The 18,078-nt window shown below is 42.2% G+C and carries 14 protein-coding genes; 7 read left to right on the top strand and 7 right to left on the bottom strand.

Features of this window, described 5'->3' with window-relative positions; all coding sequences use genetic code 11:
- Positions 1-124 precede the first annotated feature (124 nt).
- Positions 125-1,981, top strand: coding sequence for a methyl-accepting chemotaxis protein (locus ACXAC4_RS15390; protein ID WP_475163125.1), 1,857 nt, complete (start codon positions 125-127; stop codon positions 1,979-1,981).
- Between the two features lie 68 nt (positions 1,982-2,049).
- Here ACXAC4_RS15390 and ACXAC4_RS15385 read toward each other — a convergent pair whose 3' ends face one another.
- From ACXAC4_RS15385 to priA, 5 genes are all read right to left on the bottom strand, one after another.
- The gene (locus ACXAC4_RS15385; protein WP_475163124.1) at positions 2,050-2,433 is read right to left on the bottom strand and encodes a gamma-butyrobetaine hydroxylase family protein; all 384 of its coding nucleotides are present in this window, start codon (positions 2,431-2,433) and stop codon (positions 2,050-2,052) included.
- 88 nt (positions 2,434-2,521) lie between these two features.
- Positions 2,522-3,850, bottom strand: a complete 1,329-nt coding sequence (gene hslU / locus ACXAC4_RS15380; RefSeq protein ID WP_475163122.1) for an HslU--HslV peptidase ATPase subunit — start codon at positions 3,848-3,850, stop codon at positions 2,522-2,524.
- Positions 3,851-3,859: 9 nt separating this feature from the next.
- Positions 3,860-4,378: an ATP-dependent protease subunit HslV gene (gene hslV / locus ACXAC4_RS15375; protein ID WP_058031148.1), complete on the bottom strand. Its 519-nt coding sequence runs from the start codon at positions 4,376-4,378 to the stop codon at positions 3,860-3,862.
- An 84-nt stretch (positions 4,379-4,462) separates the two neighbouring features.
- Positions 4,463-4,996, bottom strand: coding sequence for an SPOR domain-containing protein (locus ACXAC4_RS15370; protein ID WP_475163119.1), 534 nt, complete (start codon positions 4,994-4,996; stop codon positions 4,463-4,465).
- A gap of 7 nt (positions 4,997-5,003) precedes the next feature.
- Positions 5,004-7,175: a primosomal protein N' gene (gene priA, locus ACXAC4_RS15365; protein WP_475163118.1), complete on the bottom strand. Its 2,172-nt coding sequence runs from the start codon at positions 7,173-7,175 to the stop codon at positions 5,004-5,006.
- 254 nt (positions 7,176-7,429) lie between these two features.
- Here priA and rpmE point away from each other — a divergent pair, with 254 nt between their 5' ends.
- Positions 7,430-7,645, top strand: coding sequence for a 50S ribosomal protein L31 (rpmE, locus tag ACXAC4_RS15360; RefSeq protein ID WP_058031145.1), 216 nt, complete (start codon positions 7,430-7,432; stop codon positions 7,643-7,645).
- A gap of 598 nt (positions 7,646-8,243) precedes the next feature.
- The gene (locus ACXAC4_RS15355) at positions 8,244-9,497 is read left to right on the top strand and encodes a malic enzyme-like NAD(P)-binding protein (RefSeq protein WP_058031144.1); all 1,254 of its coding nucleotides are present in this window, start codon (positions 8,244-8,246) and stop codon (positions 9,495-9,497) included.
- A 74-nt stretch (positions 9,498-9,571) separates the two neighbouring features.
- Here ACXAC4_RS15355 and metJ read toward each other — a convergent pair whose 3' ends face one another.
- Positions 9,572-9,895: a met regulon transcriptional regulator MetJ gene (metJ, locus tag ACXAC4_RS15350; RefSeq protein ID WP_058031143.1), complete on the bottom strand. Its 324-nt coding sequence runs from the start codon at positions 9,893-9,895 to the stop codon at positions 9,572-9,574.
- Between the two features lie 299 nt (positions 9,896-10,194).
- Here metJ and metB point away from each other — a divergent pair, with 299 nt between their 5' ends.
- Together metB and metL are read left to right on the top strand one after the other, a co-directional pair.
- Positions 10,195-11,418: a cystathionine gamma-synthase gene (metB, locus tag ACXAC4_RS15345; RefSeq protein WP_475163115.1), complete on the top strand. Its 1,224-nt coding sequence runs from the start codon at positions 10,195-10,197 to the stop codon at positions 11,416-11,418.
- A gap of 6 nt (positions 11,419-11,424) precedes the next feature.
- A complete protein-coding gene (gene metL / locus ACXAC4_RS15340) occupies positions 11,425-13,773 on the top strand; it encodes a bifunctional aspartate kinase/homoserine dehydrogenase II (protein WP_475163113.1) in 2,349 nt (782 codons plus the stop codon).
- A gap of 81 nt (positions 13,774-13,854) precedes the next feature.
- Here metL and ACXAC4_RS15335 read toward each other — a convergent pair whose 3' ends face one another.
- Positions 13,855-16,305 carry a penicillin-binding protein 1A gene (locus ACXAC4_RS15335; protein ID WP_475163110.1) on the bottom strand — a complete coding sequence of 817 codons (2,451 nt, stop codon included), beginning with the start codon at positions 16,303-16,305 and terminating at the stop codon, positions 13,855-13,857.
- A 131-nt stretch (positions 16,306-16,436) separates the two neighbouring features.
- Here ACXAC4_RS15335 and ACXAC4_RS15330 point away from each other — a divergent pair, with 131 nt between their 5' ends.
- Together ACXAC4_RS15330 and ACXAC4_RS15325 are read left to right on the top strand one after the other, a co-directional pair.
- On the top strand, positions 16,437-17,516 hold the full coding sequence (locus ACXAC4_RS15330; protein ID WP_421965357.1) for a pilus assembly protein PilM: 1,080 nt from the start codon (positions 16,437-16,439) through the stop codon (positions 17,514-17,516).
- Entirely contained in the window at positions 17,504-18,076 is a 573-nt protein-coding gene (locus tag ACXAC4_RS15325) for a PilN domain-containing protein (RefSeq protein ID WP_475163109.1), read from the top strand. The genes ACXAC4_RS15330 and ACXAC4_RS15325 overlap by 13 nt, the downstream gene beginning before the upstream one ends.
- The last annotated feature ends 2 nt before the right edge of the window (positions 18,077-18,078 follow it).

Here is an 18,078-nt window from a genome sequence, read left to right as displayed (position 1 = left end):
ATAGAAAATCCGTTTAATTATTGCGCATATTGGCACTTTTTTATTGTTTTTATGTGAAATCTAAAAGCCTAATTTTCAGCCTTGGTCTATACTAAGCATATGTTTTATAACCTTAGGTAACAGTATGGCCTTATTAGAAAATTTAACCATCAAAAGGCGTTTACAGCTCAATGCGATAGTTGTTGGTATCGCAATGCTGGTAATGCTAGCGGTGATTATCTTTGAAGCTCGCACAATGCTTAAACTCAACGAAGCAATTCAGTACGCTGAAGAGCTTGAAATTCATGAGTTATCCATGCGCAAGTTTGAGAAGAATTTTCTATTCTATAAGGACACGGAAGCGCTTAGTCAATTTGATAAAGAATATCAGCACTTAATCACAAAGATAGATCTATTAAATGTTTTACTGGATGATTTATCTATTGATCAAGGGGAACTAGAAAAATTTCGAGGGTTAAGTCGATCTTACAAAGAAACGTTTGAGAATGTAGTCGATCTGCAAAAGAAAATTGGTTTACACCCTAAAGATGCATTATATGGTGCGTTACGTTCTGCTGTGCATGAAGTAGAAACAGGGTTAAAGCAACACAACAACTTCGAATTACTAAGCTTGATGCTACAACTAAGACGTGCAGAAAAAGATTTTATGCTTCGTTTAGATACTAAATATCTGGGTAAATTCAATAAAACTTATGATCAACTCTATCCTAAGTTACAGCCTTACGGTTTATCACCTTTACTTCTGGAATATAAGAACAAGTTTACTAACCTTGTTGATGCACAAGTCGAACTAGGTGTATCACTTGATAGCGGTGCATTAGGCGAGATGGTTAAAATTGTAAAGCAAGGTGATGCAACGGTTGAAAATATCGTATTGCAAACTAAGCAAGCTATCGAAGATAACGCTAAAGCAACGCAAGCTGCTGCCATAGGTATATTTGTCGTTGCAGCGATTATCGTTATGATTTTGGTACTGTCTACCAGTCGTTCAATCATTGGGCCTGTGGAGCGGGTGTATCAAACCATTGAACGCATTCGCCGTGAAAATAATTTAGCAATAAAAATTGACTCTACAGGTAATGATGAAATTACCACGATGACAGAAGATTTTAATAGCTTGATAGATGACTTCAAGATTTTAATCTCAGAAGTAAACACTGCTTTAGGCACGATTAATGAAGCAACTCATCATTTAAGTGAAACCACCGCACAAACCAGTGCGGGTATGCATGAGCAGTTGCATGAGGCGGATATGGTCGCGACTGCAGCGACTGAGATGCAAGCGACGATTCAAGATATCTCACATAATACTGAAGCTGCAGCGAATAAAGCTGAGTCAACCAATGGTAATGCGCAACAAGGTAGAGTAGAAGTCGATGCGACAATTCAGCGTATTATGGCCTTATCTGATTCATTAGGTGGCGCATCAGACGTTGTTTCGCAACTTGAGCGTGATGCAGAAACAATTGGCTCGGTTTTAGATGTCATCCGTGGTATTGCAGAGCAGACAAATTTACTTGCTTTGAATGCGGCAATTGAAGCTGCACGTGCAGGTGAGCAAGGTCGAGGCTTTGCTGTTGTTGCTGATGAAGTTCGCTCTTTAGCACAGCGTACGCAGGATTCGACACAAGAAATTGAGAGTATCATTTCTACTCTACAAGAGCGCACACAGTCTGTTGTCAGTATCATGCAACAATGTCGCTCTCAAGGTAGTGAGAGTGTTTCTCAGGCCGAGAAGGCAGGTGAGTTATTAAGCTCGATTACAGCAGATGTGCAAACCATTATGGAAATGAGTACGCACATCGCAACTGCCATTGATGAACAGAACCAGGTTGCTTCTGAGGTGAATAAGAACGTTGTTCGCATTCGAGATATTGCGCAAGTTGCATCTGAGCATGCACAGAGTAACGCCCAAAGTAGTGAAGAGGTTTCAGAGCAAGCCAAAGTTCTACATGAGGCAGTTGCCAAGTACCGCTACTAGCTTGCTACTAAAATTAAAAAACGCAGCGTTTGCTGCGTTTTTTTATATTCAAGTTTTAGCGCTCTAGGCTAGGGCGTGAACTTGATTGGAATACGATCTTTATTGGCATGATAGTCCTCAACTCTCGCTTGGTATCTCTGCCAACGTTCAGTCTGTTCTTCTGATAGTGCTCGTAAATATTGCCAGCTATACAGCCCTGAGTCATGGCCGTCATCAAAAATAAGTTTCACAGCATAATGTCCAACAGGCTCAAGCTTTCTGATGGCTACTTCTTGCTTATTTAACACCAAGTTCAGAGGATCTTTAGACTTATTACCATGCCCTTGTACTTCAGCAGAAGGGGAGTGTGTTCTTAAATACTCACAGCTTAACGTGAATACTTGCTCATCATCGAAATGAATGTCGAGCGCTTTGGAAACGGTATGATAGTGAAGTTTATTGACAATATACATGACTGTTCTCAATGAGTATTTTATCTATATCTTACAAAAAAGCGGGGCACAGGCCCCGCTTAATAGTAACGCATAATCTTTACTAAATTTAAAGAATAAAGCGGCTTAAGTCTTCATCTTGTACCAGCATATCTAAATGCTGCTCAACATAGCTTGCATCGATAGAAAGCGTTGTGCCTGTCTTCTCAGAAGCATCAAAAGAGATTTCTTCCATCAGCTTTTCCATCACAGTATGAAGGCGACGTGCACCGATGTTTTCTGTTTTCTCATTTACTTGCCATGCAGCTTCTGCAATCTTAGTGAGCGCATCATCAGTGAACTCGACAGTCACTTGCTCGGTGCCAAGTAGTGCTTGTTGCTGTTCAGTAAGCGATGCATGAGGCTCGGTAAGAATGCGTTTGAAATCAGCTGCCGATAAAGCTTCAAGTTCTACACGAATAGGTAAGCGACCTTGTAACTCAGGAATTAAGTCAGACGGCTTTGCCATTTGGAACGCACCAGAGGCAATGAAAAGAATATGGTCAGTTTTAACCATACCGTGTTTAGTGCTGACCGTTGAGCCTTCAATTAGAGGTAGTAAATCACGCTGTACACCTTCACGGCTCACATCAGGACCTTGTGCTTCACCGCGCTTACAGATTTTGTCAATTTCATCGATGAACACAATACCGTTTTGCTCTACGGCAAAAATAGCTTGTTCTTTAAGCTCTTCTTGATTCACCATTTTAGCGGCTTCTTCTTCAACAAGAAGCTTGAAAGCATCTTTGATTTTCAGCTTACGGTTTTTACGCTTGTCGCCACCCATGTTTTGGAATAGACCTTGTAGTTGGTTGGTCATTTCTTCCATACCTGGTGGTGCCATGATCTCAACTTGAGGTGCAACTTCAGCAACATCAATGTCAATTTCTTTGTCGTCTAGCTGACCTTCACGCAATTTCTTACGGAATACCTGACGAGTACTGTTGTTTTCGGCTGGTTGAGTCTCACCCCATGCATCTTTTGCTGGTGGAAGTAGCGCATCAAGAATACGTTCTTCTGCGGCTTCTTCTGCGCGATGTTGGTGTTTTTTAGCTTGTTGCTCACGCGTCATCTTGATTGAGATATCAACCAGATCACGGATGATAGTCTCAACTTCTTTACCTACATAACCTACTTCTGTGAACTTAGTTGCTTCAACTTTCAGGAAAGGTGCATTTGCAAGTTTTGCTAGACGGCGTGCAATCTCAGTTTTACCGACACCTGTTGGGCCGATCATTAGAATATTCTTTGGGGTTACTTCAGCGCGTAAGTCGTCGTCAAGTTGCATACGACGCCAGCGATTACGAAGTGCAATTGCCACGGCTTTTTTGGCTTTATCTTGACCGATAATGTGCTGATCTAACTCGTGCACGATCTCTCTTGGGGTCATCGCAGTCATGGCAATCCTCTATAGTTCTTCGATGGTTTGGAAATTATTAGTGAATACGCAAATATCGCCAGCAATTTTCAGGCTTTTTTCTACGATTTCACGTGCACTTAGATCTGTATTCTCTAATAGTGCAGTTGCAGCAGATTGTGCAAAGTTACCACCACTACCAATGGCGATTAGGTCATGCTCTGGTTGCACTACGTCACCGTTACCTGTGATGATCAATGAAGCAGTTTCATCAGCCACTGCCAGCAAGGCTTCTAGTTTACGAAGAGCGCGATCACTACGCCAATCTTTCGCCATTTCAACTGCCGCTTTGGTTAAATGGCCTTGATGCATTTCTAGTTTGCTTTCAAAGCGCTCAAATAACGTAAATGCATCTGCAGTACCACCGGCAAAACCCGCTAATACTTTACCGTTATAAAGACGGCGTACTTTTTTGGCATTACCTTTCATTACTGTATTGCCAAGTGACACTTGACCGTCGCCGCCGATAACAACTTTGTCGTCACGACGCACGCTTACGATAGTAGTCATAAAATTCCTTACTGTGCGTTAACTCACACTTGTCTTACTTAAATATCTTAGATTGCTGTAGGTATATGGGCTATTAATGAGAAATCAAGTCCAGCCCCAAATTCCACAGCTTACTATGTTGATACGCTTGAGCTTATTTTTATCGCTTTCTGCTTGTCGCTTACTTTCATAAGGACCTAAGCGAACTCTAAACCAGACACCATTTGATCCTTCGGTTCTGCGGATTTCAGCCACTAGGCCAACAAACGCAATTTGTGCTTTCATGCTCTCTGCGTCTTCGTGTTTTCTAAATGAACCGCATTGCATCTGGTATGGTCCGCGTTTTTTGATTTCTTTAATTTCAACTTTGATTTCTGCGTCTTTAATCTCTTGAATAAAATCAGGATCTCTAGGTTTTGGCTTCTCTAGAGGTTGCTCTTTTTTAGCAACTGGTTTGGCGGCTTCTTCTACTTTTTTAGGGTCGGCATTTTGTGTGATATACCAAAGACCATATGCAAAACCGCCAACGAGCAGTAAGGCCAGCAAGATAAGCAATTTTGAGACGGGTTTTGGGCTAGGTGCCGGTTTTTTGGTGTTTCTGCCTTTGGGCTTTTTATTTATAAAGTCGTGTTGTGCCATAAGTTACTTAATAAGTATCCATAGGATCTATGTCTATACTCCAGCGCAGTCGGTTTGCTAATGGATGCTTATCTACATAGGTTAATAACTGAGTTAAGTAACTATGTAGAATTGCACGGTCCTGCGCTTGAATATGTAATTGATATCGATATTTTCCTGCCACACGCTCCATCGGCGCGGGAATTGGTCCGAGCAATTGTATACCAGAGAATGGGCTTGCAGGAACCAGATCCGATAAAAAGTCGATGACTAATTTGGCATTGTTAGCTTCGGCGCGTATTAAAGCTAAGAAAGAAAATGGTGGTAATGCAACTTCTTCACGCTCTTTGAGTGCATAACGGGCAAAGTCGCCGTAGCCATTATTAACTAGATCTTGTAATAGCGGGTGTTCGCAATAATGAGTTTGTAATAATACCGTGCCGGGTTCGCCACTGCGCCCAGCGCGTCCAGCAACTTGAGTGATTAACTGAGCCATATGTTCCGTGGCTCTAAAGTCACTACTATATAAACCACTGTCGACATCTAAGATAACCACTAGGCTGACATCGGCAAAATGGTGACCTTTCGCCAGCATTTGAGTGCCAACCAGAATACGTGCGCCACCTTCATTAATTTCATTGAGGGCTTCTTCGAGTGCGCCTTTACGGCGGGTTGAATCTCGATCTATACGGCTCATTGGTGTGTCGGGAAACTGTGCTTCTAAAAACTGTTCAACCTGTTCAGTGCCCAAACCCACGGGCAAAATATTGGTACTGCCACAGTCAACACATTGGGGTGGCACATAGCTTTGCTCACCACAGTGATGGCAGACTAAACGAGACATGCCTTTATGGTAGGTGGCACTGGCACTACAGCGGTGACATTCGCTGAGCCAGCCACACTCATGACACATTAAAGTAGGTGCATAACCCCGTCGGTTTAAAAACACCATCACTTGCTTGCCACGTGCAAGCGTACGTTCAATATGCTGTAAAGTGGTTGGTGCAAAACCATTTTGATGCGGCTGGCCTTTCATATCAACCAACAAGTAGGCGTTATCAACTTTGGTTTGTGCACGCTTAGTCAGCGACACTAATTGGTATTTGTCACTGAGTGCATTGTGTAGGGTTTCGAGTGCGGGGGTTGCAGTGCCTAATAAAAGTGGTATTTGTTGTGTCGCACAGCGGTAAACGGCCAAGTCTCGAGCATGATAACGCAGTCCATCTTGTTGCTTAAAAGATCCGTCATGCTCTTCATCTACCACGACCATGCCTAGGCTTTTAAAAGGTAAGAAAATCCCTGAACGAGTTGCGATAACTAGCGCGCTACTACCTTGCTCAGCGCGCCGCCAAGTGTGTAAGCGCTCATTATCAGTTAAATTTGAATGCCATAAATCAATGGGAGTATCTGGGAAGCGGCGCCTGAAGCGATTGACGGTTTGTGGCGTCAGGCCAATTTCTGGTACTAAAACCAGTGCTTGTTTACCGGCATTAAGTACCTTCTCTAGACATTGTAAGTAAACTTCAGTTTTACCACTACCCGTGACCCCTTCAATTAAGAAAGTGCGATACCCTACTTGTTGATTCACAGCGGCACAAATGGCAGCTTGCTCTTCATTTAGACGCGGTTTGCTTGCAATCTCAAGTGTGTTTGACGACCAAGCTTCACAGTGGCTAATGGCTTCTGTTATTAAGCCTTTCTCTTTGAGCGGTTTAATTTGTTGTGTTGTAAATCCTAATGCTTTTAACTCAGTGAGGCTCGTGACGCCCGAGCCTTTTAAATGCTCAATCAGTGCTAATTGTTTTTTTGCGCGAAGCTTGGGAGATGCTTTTCCTTCCTCAGTGAGAGTGTAATCGGGCACTAGGGTTTTATCTGGGTGTTCACCTTGACGCAAAGATGCTGGTAGCGCAGTAAAAATTGTTTCGCCTAGCGAGTGGCAATAATAACGTGCTGTAAATTTCAAAAAGGTCAGATAAGCATTATTGATAATCGGGAGCTCATCAATGACAGAGGTAATGGCTTTGATTTTATTTTCGGGCACATCTGACTGAGTCTTGATGTCAACGACCATGGCGACCAATTTTCTATTGGCAAAAGTCACCCATACACGACAGCCTTTTTGAACTGTAATATTCGGGGCGATTTTATAATCAAAGGTTTTATGTAGTGGGACTTTTAGGGCAACTTCAACAAATAGCATGAATGTTCGAACATGACAGTAGATGGTTATAATGTACTAAAGCAGACCTTGAAATCCCAGTGAAAAACGCTCGGTAAATTGCTGTTCATTGGATTAGGTGTAATGAACGCGGGATTTATTTACTTTTTGTGCAATTTTTGCTTGTAGATCTTTGGCTACTTCAATAAAATACGCGTCCACTAATTTGAATATAACTACGTATGGTGCCAAACTTCGGGTTTGGAGAGCGATACGGCCTAACCTAGAGGTTTACTATGAAAGAAGGTATCCACCCTAAGTACGAGTCAATCACAGCAACTTGTTCATGTGGTAACAAATTCGAAACTCGTTCAACACTATGTAAAGACATTCACCTAGACGTATGTTCTGCATGTCACCCGTTCTACACTGGTAAGCAGAAGATCCTTGATACAGGTGGTCGTGTTGATCGCTTCAACAAGCGTTTCGGTGCTCTTAGCAGCAAGAAATAAGCATCGCTTGTTTGAGAAAGGCACCCTTTTGGGTGCTTTTTTTATGCCTGAACCTCATTAATCCTCTGAATATTCATTATTTCCAGCTGGCTTAGCATTGCTTATCTGATCGTTCTTCTGCAAAATTATTTCTGATACATCAAACCCTTTTCATAGCACAGCCGTAGAAAATGGCGTAAAAACTAAATGCATAACTTTGCACTTTTTATTGAGATTGACTTTAGCTTTCTCAAAGGTACGGCTGCTTAAATTGGTTTTGATTGAGATTTAAAGTTGTCTAAATGTGTTTAAAAGAGTCTAAAATGCAGTAAATGTAGCTAAGTTGGGTTTTCTTTCTATGTTTGGTATGGTGACATTTTTAGTCGTATAAATTGCTGGTTTATTAAACGTATTGACCCTTTTTTAGGTCAGTAAAATGTCAAAAAAGCTAAAAGAATGTTTCATAAAATCTGCAAAATTACGGCATCTTGCAGATAAATTTCGCTAAAAAGTGGATAGACCTGAAATTGCTTGAATATATCTAGAAAGCGAGTATCTTTTAGTTATTGCGAATTATTTCACTCTCACTTTTAACTTCTTTGCAGGAAAAAATCGCGTCATGTCAGACTTTCGTGAACAAGCTTTACATTACCACGCTCATCCCGTTCCAGGTAAAATCAGTGTTGAATTAACTAAACCAGCCGAAACAGTTAAAGATCTTGCGTTGGCCTACAGCCCAGGTGTGGCTGAGCCGGTTCGAGAAATTGCTGCAGATCCTGCTAATGCTTACCGATATACAGGTAAAGGCAATATGGTTGCGGTGATCAGTAATGGCACTGCAATTTTAGGTTTAGGTAACTTAGGCCCACTTGCTTCTAAACCAGTTATGGAAGGTAAAGCGCTACTATTCAAACGTTTTGCAGGCTTAGATTCAATCGACATTGAAGTAAAGCACCGCACTACAGAAGACTTTATTAACACGGTTGCGAATATTGCAGACACTTTTGGTGGTATCAACCTTGAAGATATTAAAGCACCAGAGTGTTTTGAGATTGAAAAAGCGCTCATAGAACGTTGTGATATTCCTGTATTCCACGACGACCAGCATGGTACAGCGATTGTAACTGCTGCGGGTATGTTGAATGCATTGGAAGTACAAGGCAAAGACATTCATGACGCTATCATTGTATGTTTAGGTGCAGGTGCTGCAGCAATCGCATGTATGGAACTGCTGATTAAATGTGGTGCACAGCGTGAGCACATTTACATGCTAGACCGTAAAGGCGTTATCCATACGCGTCGTGATGACTTAAACGAATATAAAAAGCTTTTTGCTAACAACACTGATAAGCGTACGCTTCAAGACGTTATTGCAGAAGCAGATGTGTTTGTGGGTGTATCTGGCCCTGACTTACTTTCTCCAGAAGACCTAAAGCTTATGGCAGACAAGCCAGTAGTATTCGCCTGCTCAAATCCTGACCCTGAAATTAATCCAGAAGTTGCACATGGTGCACGTAACGATTTAATTATGGCGACAGGTCGTTCAGATTATCCTAACCAAGTGAACAATGTTTTATGTTTCCCGTTTATCTTCCGTGGTGCACTTGATGTGCGTGCAACAGCGATTAACGATGAAATGAAGATCGCAGCGGTAGAAGCCATTCGTGGTATTGCGAAAGAGCCAGTGCCTGAGCAAGTGCTTAAAGCGGCCGATGTTGAGTCGTTAGAATTTGGCGCTGAGTATATTATTCCTAAGCCAATGGATCCGCGTTTATTGCCTCGCATTGCTAAAGCTGTAGCACAAGCTGCGATTGATTCTGGCGTTGCACAAATCGATTTACCAGAAAACTACATGGCACAATTTGAATCTTAGGCAAGATTAAATTAAAAAAAACCTCGCAATGGCGAGGTTTTTTTATGTTTTCTTTGTAATAACAAAAAAGCTGATTAACCTTCTTCGTTAATCTCAGGGATCTCTAAGCCCATCTCTTTCATAATGTTACGCACTTCAACAGGGATCTTCTCCGGATTGTCTTTACGTAAGTCCTCGTCGCTCGGCAACGGTTGGCCCGTAAAGGCATGCAGAAATGCTTCACACAGTAACTCGCTGTTTGTTGCATGGCGCAAGTTGTTCACTTGACGGCGGGTACGCTCATCAGTCAGTACTTTTAACACATTTAAAGGAATAGATACGGTGATCTTCTTCACTTGCTCTGATTTTTTGCCATGCTCTGCATAAGGGTGAATATATTCACCATTCCATTTAGCCATAATATTTTTTCTGATGCCTTTAGAGTAATTACTGCCAATAAGACTACGCTCGTTTGCGACGGCTTTAATTGACCTAGTTTGACTAACGCCCAACTCAAACTAAGGTTAATGTACCGATTTATGGTCAAAAACCCAGTCTTATTAACAATATTAGTTAACGAGGTGGCGAAATTTTATCGGTTTAAAAAAGATAGTCAAATTCTAGTTAAATAGCCATTTAGCAGTATAAATGTTTTGACTTCTCTAATTTGATCATCTAACCTTTTAGACGTCTAAACATCCATATACTAGGTGGTGATATGAGCCAACGCAATAAATCAACAGTCGCAGTCAGACATGGTATCGAAGCCGATAAACATCATGGTGCGGTTGTGCCTCCTCTTTACCTTTCAACAACGTATTCGTTCGCTGACTTCGATACTAAGCGTGATTACGATTACGGCCGTAGCGGTAACCCAAATCGCGATATTCTAGCTGAAGCATTAGCGCAGCTTGAGGGTGGAGAAAAAGGCATCATCACAGCGACCGGTATGGCAGCTGTCCACCTAGTAACACAACTTTTAAATCACGACGATACCTTAGTTATTCCACATGATTGTTATGGTGGTAGTTATCGTTTATTCACATCACTTGAAAAGCGTGGCTTGTTAAAACTAAAAGTTTTAGATTTAACTCGCGCTGACAGCCTTGCACAAATTGCAGAGATCAAACCTAAACTGGTTTGGATTGAAACACCGAGTAACCCAATTCTTCGTCTTACAGACATAGAGGCGGTTGTGAATGCAGCCCATGCAGTGGGCGCATTAGTTGGGGCTGACAATACGTTTTTATCTCCTGCGCTACAAAACCCAATTTCGTTTGGTGTTGATATTGTGGTGCATTCGACCACGAAATACATTAACGGCCATTCTGATGTTGTTGGCGGGGCCGTGATTGCGAAAACCCAAGCGTTAGGCGAAGAGCTGGCTTGGTGGGCAAATAATATTGGTATTACTGGTGCACCATTCGATAGCTATCTGACATTACGTGGTTTAAGAACTCTTAAAGTGCGTCTTAAGCAGCACGAAGAAAATGCCTTAGCTATCGCCAAGTACTTAGAACAGTCTGAGTACGTTCGCAAAGTGTATTACCCAGGTCTTGAATCACATCCACAACACGAACTGGCGAAAAAACAGCAGTTAGGGTTTGGTGGTATGGTGAGTTTTGATATCGCAGGTGGTCTTGAAGATGCTGCGGCATTCTTAACAACAGTGAAAGAGTTCTCGTTGGCTGAGTCTTTAGGTGGTGTTGAGAGTTTAATTTGTCACCCTGCAACCATGACACATGCAGGCATGGAACCTAAAGCACGTTTAGAAGCGGGTGTAGGCGATACTTTGATTCGTATTTCTGTCGGTATTGAGGAAGTAGTAGATCTACTTGCAGACCTCGAAGCGGCTTTTGCTAAAACACAGCCAGGTAAAGCGCCTGCGCCTGCTGATAACAAAGCCTGTAAATTAACACCTGCCCATCCAGCACTTTGGTAAAAGAAAATGACAAGAGTAGTACATAAATTTGGTGGGTCGAGCTTAAGCTCGGCCTCGCGTTATCAGGCTGTCGCACAGATCGTGGTTGGCCAGTGTCAGTTGGGCGATTGTGTTGTGGTTTCTGCAGCAGGTAAAACAACCAATACCCTAGTTAAACTATGGCAGAGTTATCAGCAACAAGAGCATCAAAGTTTTAACGATATTCTATTACAGGTTGAGAACCATCAAGTCGAACTGATTAACGCACTATTCCAGGGGGTAAAGCAGCGTGAATTGGCCGATACACTGTTAACTGAATTACAAGTGATCACCCAAGCTGCGAACAGTAAAACTCTAAATGAAGCTGAGCTATTAGCACACGGTGAATTATGGTCTGCGCGCATTCTAGCAAACTATTTATCAGAGTCCGGTTTACAAGCCCAAGCGATTGATGCCAGAACGTTATTTACTGTGCATAACGGTCAGTTAGTGCATCAACAAAATAAGCAAGCGTGCTTAGCGACCTTAGATAACGATCACATCTTTGTGGTCACAGGTTTTATTGCCGCTGACGACCAAGGCAATACTGTGACGTTGGGACGCAATGGCAGCGACTACAGCGCAACATTGTTAGCAAATTATAGCGATGCAGAAGCAGTCTCTATCTGGACAGATACGCAAGGTGTATTCAGCACCGACCCGCGTAAAGTCAGCAATGCAATTAAATACCCTAAAGTGTGTCGTGAACAAGCAAATTTACTAGCGCGTTTAGGTAATCCTGTATTGCATGCTAAAACTTTATCTCCTTTGAAAAATACCAGCATCAAGTTACAGGTTCGTAGCAGTTTTGACCCTGAAGCACCAGGTACTGAAATCGTTAAAGCGGGTTACAGTAAGGCGAAACGTTTTATTACGTCATTTGATAATTTAGAGCTTGTGCGTGTTGACCGTTTAGGTGTTAATGAAGTGCGTGAAGTGAGTCAGCTTATCCAGCATAGCATTCATCACTTTGTACAAAATGGCGAAGAGTTTTTATTACTACCAGGTGCTTTCACACATCAAGTAAGCCAATATTTTGCTGGCCGTCTCACCTTGGTTGAAAGCCACTTACAAGGCTTTGCACTGGTTGCACCAAAATCCGATATCTCAGCATTAGAACTGCAGGCTAAATCAGTGTTGGCAGAGCAAGACGTGGTACTCAGATTTGCACATAGTGATGAAGATTATGCACTGTTCTTGACTGACCAAGCGATTGACAGCGATGTTTTGGCGATATTACATGACAAACTAGTGAACAAAGGTCGAGAGCTGGCGGTTATCATAGCGGGTCTAGGTAATGTCGGTGAGGTTTTCCTTGAGCAGTGTCAAACTCAGGTTGCTCGTTTACAATCGCAATTTGATTTAAAAGTCGTTGGTTTATTACGTTCGCAGCAAATGCTATTTGCAGCCAGTGGTTTGAATTTAGATAACTGGCAAACTCAGTGGCAAAATGAAGCGCAAGTATACGAGCAAAGTGAAGTGCTAGAGCGTATTGAAGAGCTAGATTATGAACATAAAGTGGTGATTGATATCACTGCGAGTGAGTCTTTTAGCTTGTTATACCCAGAATTCGTGAAGCGTGATTGTCACCTTATCAGTGCCAATAAATATGCTGGTACAGCGAAACAAGACTGGTATTTATCTTTGCGTCAGCAACTTGAAGAACGCAATTTACTATGGCGTTATAACACCAGTGTTGGCGCGGGCTTACCGGTTAACTTTGCATTAGCCGACCTGCAAAATAGCGGTGATAAAATCACCCAAGTTGAAGGTGTGTTTTCGGGTACTTTGTCTTGGTTGTGCAGTGAGTATGATGGCAGCAAAGCTTTCTCAGATTTAGTACTAGAAGCACAGGCTATGGGCTATACAGAGCCAGATCCTCGCGAAGACTTATCGGGACGAGACATGCAGCGTAAGTTGTTAATTCTCGCTCGAGAGCTTGGTCTTTCTCTCGATGTGGATGATATTGGTCTGGAGCCTTTAATGCCAGAGCATTTAGCAACTGGTAGCTGGCAAGACTTTCTTGCCAAGAAAAACGAGCTAGACGCGTTTTATGAGACTAAGTTTGCACAGGCGAAAGACAATGATTGCGAGCTGCGTTATACCGGTTTATTAAGTATCGCTGAAGATGGCAAGGTTGACGCAAAAGTGGGTATTGCGTTTGCTGAGCAAGGTTCTGCGATTGCCAACTTAACACCAGGCGATAATATCTTTGTAGTGAAAACCCTATGGTATGATGCAAACCCACTGGTTATCCAGGGCCCTGGCGCTGGTAAAGAAGTGACTGCAGCAGGTATTCACTCAGACTTATTCTGGTTATGTCAGAATCTTAAGTAGTGAATAGCTGATAATTTAGAACTGAAAAAGCGAAGTGTTTTTAGCACTTCGCTTTTTTGTTAAGGCTATTCTTCATATTAATTAAAATAGCTCATCTTGTTCAGGCAAAGAGTCAGAAGAGAATGGGGTTTTTGACTTATCTTGCTGCACATATTTAGTCGGTACAGTGTCAGACTCAAAGTATTCGAAACGGCTAGTGTGATCGTTTTTTGAACTTAATAAGCCAGTTTTTAAATCAACTCTAACAGAAGTTAAGCCAGGTGCCGGGTCAATCGGTGCAAGCGGTTCATTTTGTAGTGTTGTTTTCATAAAGCGCACCCAAGCTGGCTGTGCGGTAATTGCGCCTGCTTCAGCACCAACTGCTTGGCCTTTACCTAGATTATTGTTGTAGGCTGCGCGACCAAGAGATTTGCTTGCATCGTCAAAGCCCACCCACACTGTGGTTAATACATTTCGATTGTAGCCCGTGAACCAAGTATCCACTGAGTTATTGGTGGTACCAGTCTTACCTGATAAGTCTCTGCGTTTTAAAGTTTGCGCTCGCCAACCTGTACCAACCCATCCTGTTTTGTGTTTCCAGCTACCGCCACCCCAAATCGCGCTATGTAATGCACTTGAGACAAGAAAAGCATTTTGTTCACTGATAATTTGTGGTGCACATTGCATGGCATTTTCGAGGCGCAGCTCTTCATCACATGCGATTAATGGCTGAGCTTTACCCAGTGAATTACCATAGGCATCTGTTATCTCACTGATAAAATAAGGTTCAATTAGGTGACCGCCATTGGCAAAGGTACTCATGCCACGAGCCATTTCTAGTGGTGTAATGGCCGCACTACCTAATGCTAAAGATTCACTGCGGTTAATGTCTTCATCAGCAAAGCCAAATTTAAGTAAATGATTGGCAGAGCGCTGTAAACCAACGCCTCTTAGTAATCTAACTGAGACGACGTTTTTTGATTGCGCTAATGCGCGACGAATTCGAATCGGGCCACTATAAACTTCAGGACTATTTTTAGGTCGCCATGCAACCCCTAAGCTTTTATCCCAGTGATTGATAGGTGCGTCATTAATAATTGAAGCAAGCGTGTAACCGTCTTCTAATGCCGCTGAATAGATAAAAGGTTTAATGTTTGAACCAACCTGACGTTTCGCTTGCACTGCACGGTTATATTGGCTTTGTGCGAAACTATAACCACCGACTAAGGCTTTGATCCGGCCATCTTTTGGATCTAAAGATACAATGGCACTCGATGGTTGTGGATACTGACTTAATTGCCAGCCATTATTTTCTCGTAACCAAATCTGCATACCAGGCGAAAGTACATCGTCCGCTGCTTTAGGGGCATTACCTTGTCGTTTTTCGTTGATGTATGCGCGTGCCCACTTCAGACCATCCCACTCAATGACTACAGATTGACCTGACTTTAATAGCACCTCAGCGCTCTGCTCGTAAACATGCGTGACTATACCGGCAACGAGTGGGTCAATTTCATTAACGTCATTGAGTGTTTTAAGTAGTTCTGTACGAGCAGGAATAGGCTCTATTTCGTGTTGCCATAGCACAGATTCAGGCCCGCGATAGCCGTGACGCATGTCGTAATCATGCAGGTTGTTAATGAGTGCTTGTTGTGCGGCAAGTTGAATTTCAGATTCAACACTCGTATAAACTCTAAAGCCAGTGTTATAGGCTTTGTCAGCACCATAGCGCTCTACCATATATGCACGGACCATTTCAGAAATATAAGGTGCATAAAGCTCTATTTCTGCACCGTGTCGCTTTGCAGTAATAGGGGCTTGTGTTGCCTCATTATATTCACTGCGAGTGATGTACTTTTCTGTCAGCATTCGACCTAAAACCACATTCCTGCGAGATTTGGCGCGAGTCGGGTTACTGATAGGGTTTAGCGCTGAAGGTGCCTTTGGTAAGCCAGCGATCATGGCCATCTGCGCTAATGTGAGCTCGTGTAACTCTTTACCATAATAAACCTGTGCTGCGGCACCAATGCCAAACGAACGGTGGCCTAATTCAATCTTATTTAAATACAGTTCTAAGATTTCATCTTTTGACAATAATTGTTCTATATGTAGCGCAATGAAAATTTCTTTTACCTTACGAATGTAAGCTTTTTCGCGGGTTAAAAAGAAATTTCTTGCCAACTGCATGGTGATGGTACTGGCACCTTGTTTCTTTTGGCCTGTACTGATCAATACAATAGCCGAACGTACGATCCCGATAGGATCTATACCAAAATGCTCATAAAAACGATTATCTTCTGTTGCTAAAAATGCATTGAGTAAAGGTTTAGGAACGTCGTCAATCTTAACGGGAATACGGCGCTTTTCACCAAATTGGTTGATTAATTTTCCATCTTTAGTAAAAACTTGCATAGGTGTTTGAAGTTGAACTTCTTTAAGTACCTCAACACTAGGGATATCTGATTTTACGTAGTAATATAGTGCTAGTAACGTGAGTACGCCTAAAAACCCGCAGACGATAATAAACTGTAAAAATCTTTTTAATAAAGTCACGTAATATTCCCTAGTTAGACTCCCAATTGTGGGTAGAGGCTGCTAGTATAGCTTGAACAAAATTCGATTAGTATTTTTTGTTCATAAATAATAACCTGTTTAAATTAAAATAAAGGATAAAAACACAGGGTATGTTAAGTAAATTGTTCAAAGCACACGCCCCACTCATGGTTGGCATAGATATAGGCTCTCACTGTGTTAAAGCTGTTTTGCTTTCGCAAACTCACAGCGGTTATCGCGTTGAAGCTGTTGCTATTGAACCTATCCCTAAAGGTGCAATTACTGAACGAGCCGTACAAGATATTGAGGCGGTCGGTCGTGCAATCAGTAAACTAAAAAAACGCTTTCCAAAACATGCCCCTTTCGCAGCAGTTGCTGTATCAGGTCAAACGGTTATAACCAAAGTGATCTTTATGGATGTTTCATTAACTGATGCTGAACTAGAGTCGCAAATCGCCATTGAAGCCGACAGCTTAATTCCATACCCATTAGACGAGGTTAGTCTAGATTTTGAGAAAATATCGGTCAATGAAGCCGATCCGTCGAAAGTGAATGTACTGCTTTCTGCAGCTAGAACAGAGAGTGTACTAGCAAGAGTGAGTGCATTAGAAGAGGCAGGCTACAAAGCTAAAGTGGTTGACGTTGAGAGTTATGCCTTGAGTCGTTCACTTGATACTTTATATGGTCAGCTTCCTTCCGATGCATTTGATAAAATCGTTGCGATTGTTGATATCGGTGCGGTGATTTCATTGATGAGCGTGGTTCAATCAGGTAAGACTATTTATACCCGAGATCAGGTCTTTGGTGGTGAGCAATATACCAATAGCATTGTTGCTTACTACAACAAAACGTTCGATGAAGCCGAGTTGGCAAAAACAACCGGGGACTTACCGCCAAATTATACTTTTGAAGTACTAGCGCCATTCCAAACTGCTTTATTGCAACAGATCCGCCGAGCAGTACAAATGTTTATGACCACCAGTGGTAAAGACCATGTCGATTATCTAGTGCTATCAGGTGGAACAGCTTTGGTTGAAGGTCTCGATAGACTATTGGTCGATGAATTGGGGATCCACACGATTATTGCCGATCCGTTTTCAGATATGGAAATTGCACCTAAAGTAGACCGAAACGTACTGTTAAGGCACAAACCTCAGTTTACCCTTGCCACAGGTCTAGCGCTTAGGAGTTTCACCACATGCCACATATAAACCTCCTACCTTGGCGCGAGCAACAAAGACAAGCTTCACAACAAAAGTTCCTAATTCTGATTGGCAGTATTGTGGGTGTTTCTTTATTTGTGATGTATTTGATCGGTAGCTTTTACGATAGCCTTCGCACAGGGCAAGAAATAAAAAATAACTACCTGCAGTCTGAGATCCGAAAATTAGATACACGGATCCGAGAAATCAATGATTTAAATAAGCAAAAGGGTAATTTACAACGTCGTATTCGCTTAATTGAAGAGTTACAAGGTAATCGTAATCTTGGCACACAAATTATAGATGAAGTGGCGCGTGTTGTTCCATCGGGTGTTTACCTCACCAATCTCCAGCGTGATGGCAACATGATAAAAGTGGTAGGTCGTAGTGAATCAAATAATCGTTTGTCGCAAATGCTAAGGCAGGTTGAGTCTTCTTATCTATTAGAAAAGCCTACGATTCAGGGGATTATTGCAGGTGAACAAACTAATCGCTTGTTGAGCGATTTCACCATGCACTTTTACGTTAAGTCCTATCAAGAACTTGAAGATGCCAAAGAGAAAAAGTGAGG

The organism is Pseudoalteromonas sp. AWM4_233 (genome assembly GCF_056158285.1).
This window is presented reverse-complemented; position numbering and strand designations above follow the sequence as displayed.

Excerpts from the sequence above, each read along its gene's own strand:
- ACXAC4_RS15390 (WP_475163125.1), top strand. The coding sequence starts at position 125 with ATGGCCTTATTAGAAAATTTAACCATCAAAAGGCGTTTACAGCTCAAT.
- ACXAC4_RS15385 (WP_475163124.1), bottom strand. The coding sequence starts at position 2,433 with ATGTATATTGTCAATAAACTTCACTATCATACCGTTTCCAAAGCGCTC.
- hslU (WP_475163122.1), bottom strand. The coding sequence starts at position 3,850 with ATGACTGCGATGACCCCAAGAGAGATCGTGCACGAGTTAGATCAGCAC.
- hslV (WP_058031148.1), bottom strand. The coding sequence starts at position 4,378 with ATGACTACTATCGTAAGCGTGCGTCGTGACGACAAAGTTGTTATCGGC.
- ACXAC4_RS15370 (WP_475163119.1), bottom strand. The coding sequence starts at position 4,996 with ATGGCACAACACGACTTTATAAATAAAAAGCCCAAAGGCAGAAACACC.
- priA (WP_475163118.1), bottom strand. The coding sequence starts at position 7,175 with ATGCTATTTGTTGAAGTTGCCCTAAAAGTCCCACTACATAAAACCTTT.
- rpmE (WP_058031145.1), top strand. The coding sequence starts at position 7,430 with ATGAAAGAAGGTATCCACCCTAAGTACGAGTCAATCACAGCAACTTGT.
- ACXAC4_RS15355 (WP_058031144.1), top strand. The coding sequence starts at position 8,244 with ATGTCAGACTTTCGTGAACAAGCTTTACATTACCACGCTCATCCCGTT.
- metJ (WP_058031143.1), bottom strand. The coding sequence starts at position 9,895 with ATGGCTAAATGGAATGGTGAATATATTCACCCTTATGCAGAGCATGGC.
- metB (WP_475163115.1), top strand. The coding sequence starts at position 10,195 with ATGAGCCAACGCAATAAATCAACAGTCGCAGTCAGACATGGTATCGAA.
- metL (WP_475163113.1), top strand. The coding sequence starts at position 11,425 with ATGACAAGAGTAGTACATAAATTTGGTGGGTCGAGCTTAAGCTCGGCC.
- ACXAC4_RS15330 (WP_421965357.1), top strand. The coding sequence starts at position 16,437 with ATGTTAAGTAAATTGTTCAAAGCACACGCCCCACTCATGGTTGGCATA.
- ACXAC4_RS15325 (WP_475163109.1), top strand. The coding sequence starts at position 17,504 with ATGCCACATATAAACCTCCTACCTTGGCGCGAGCAACAAAGACAAGCT.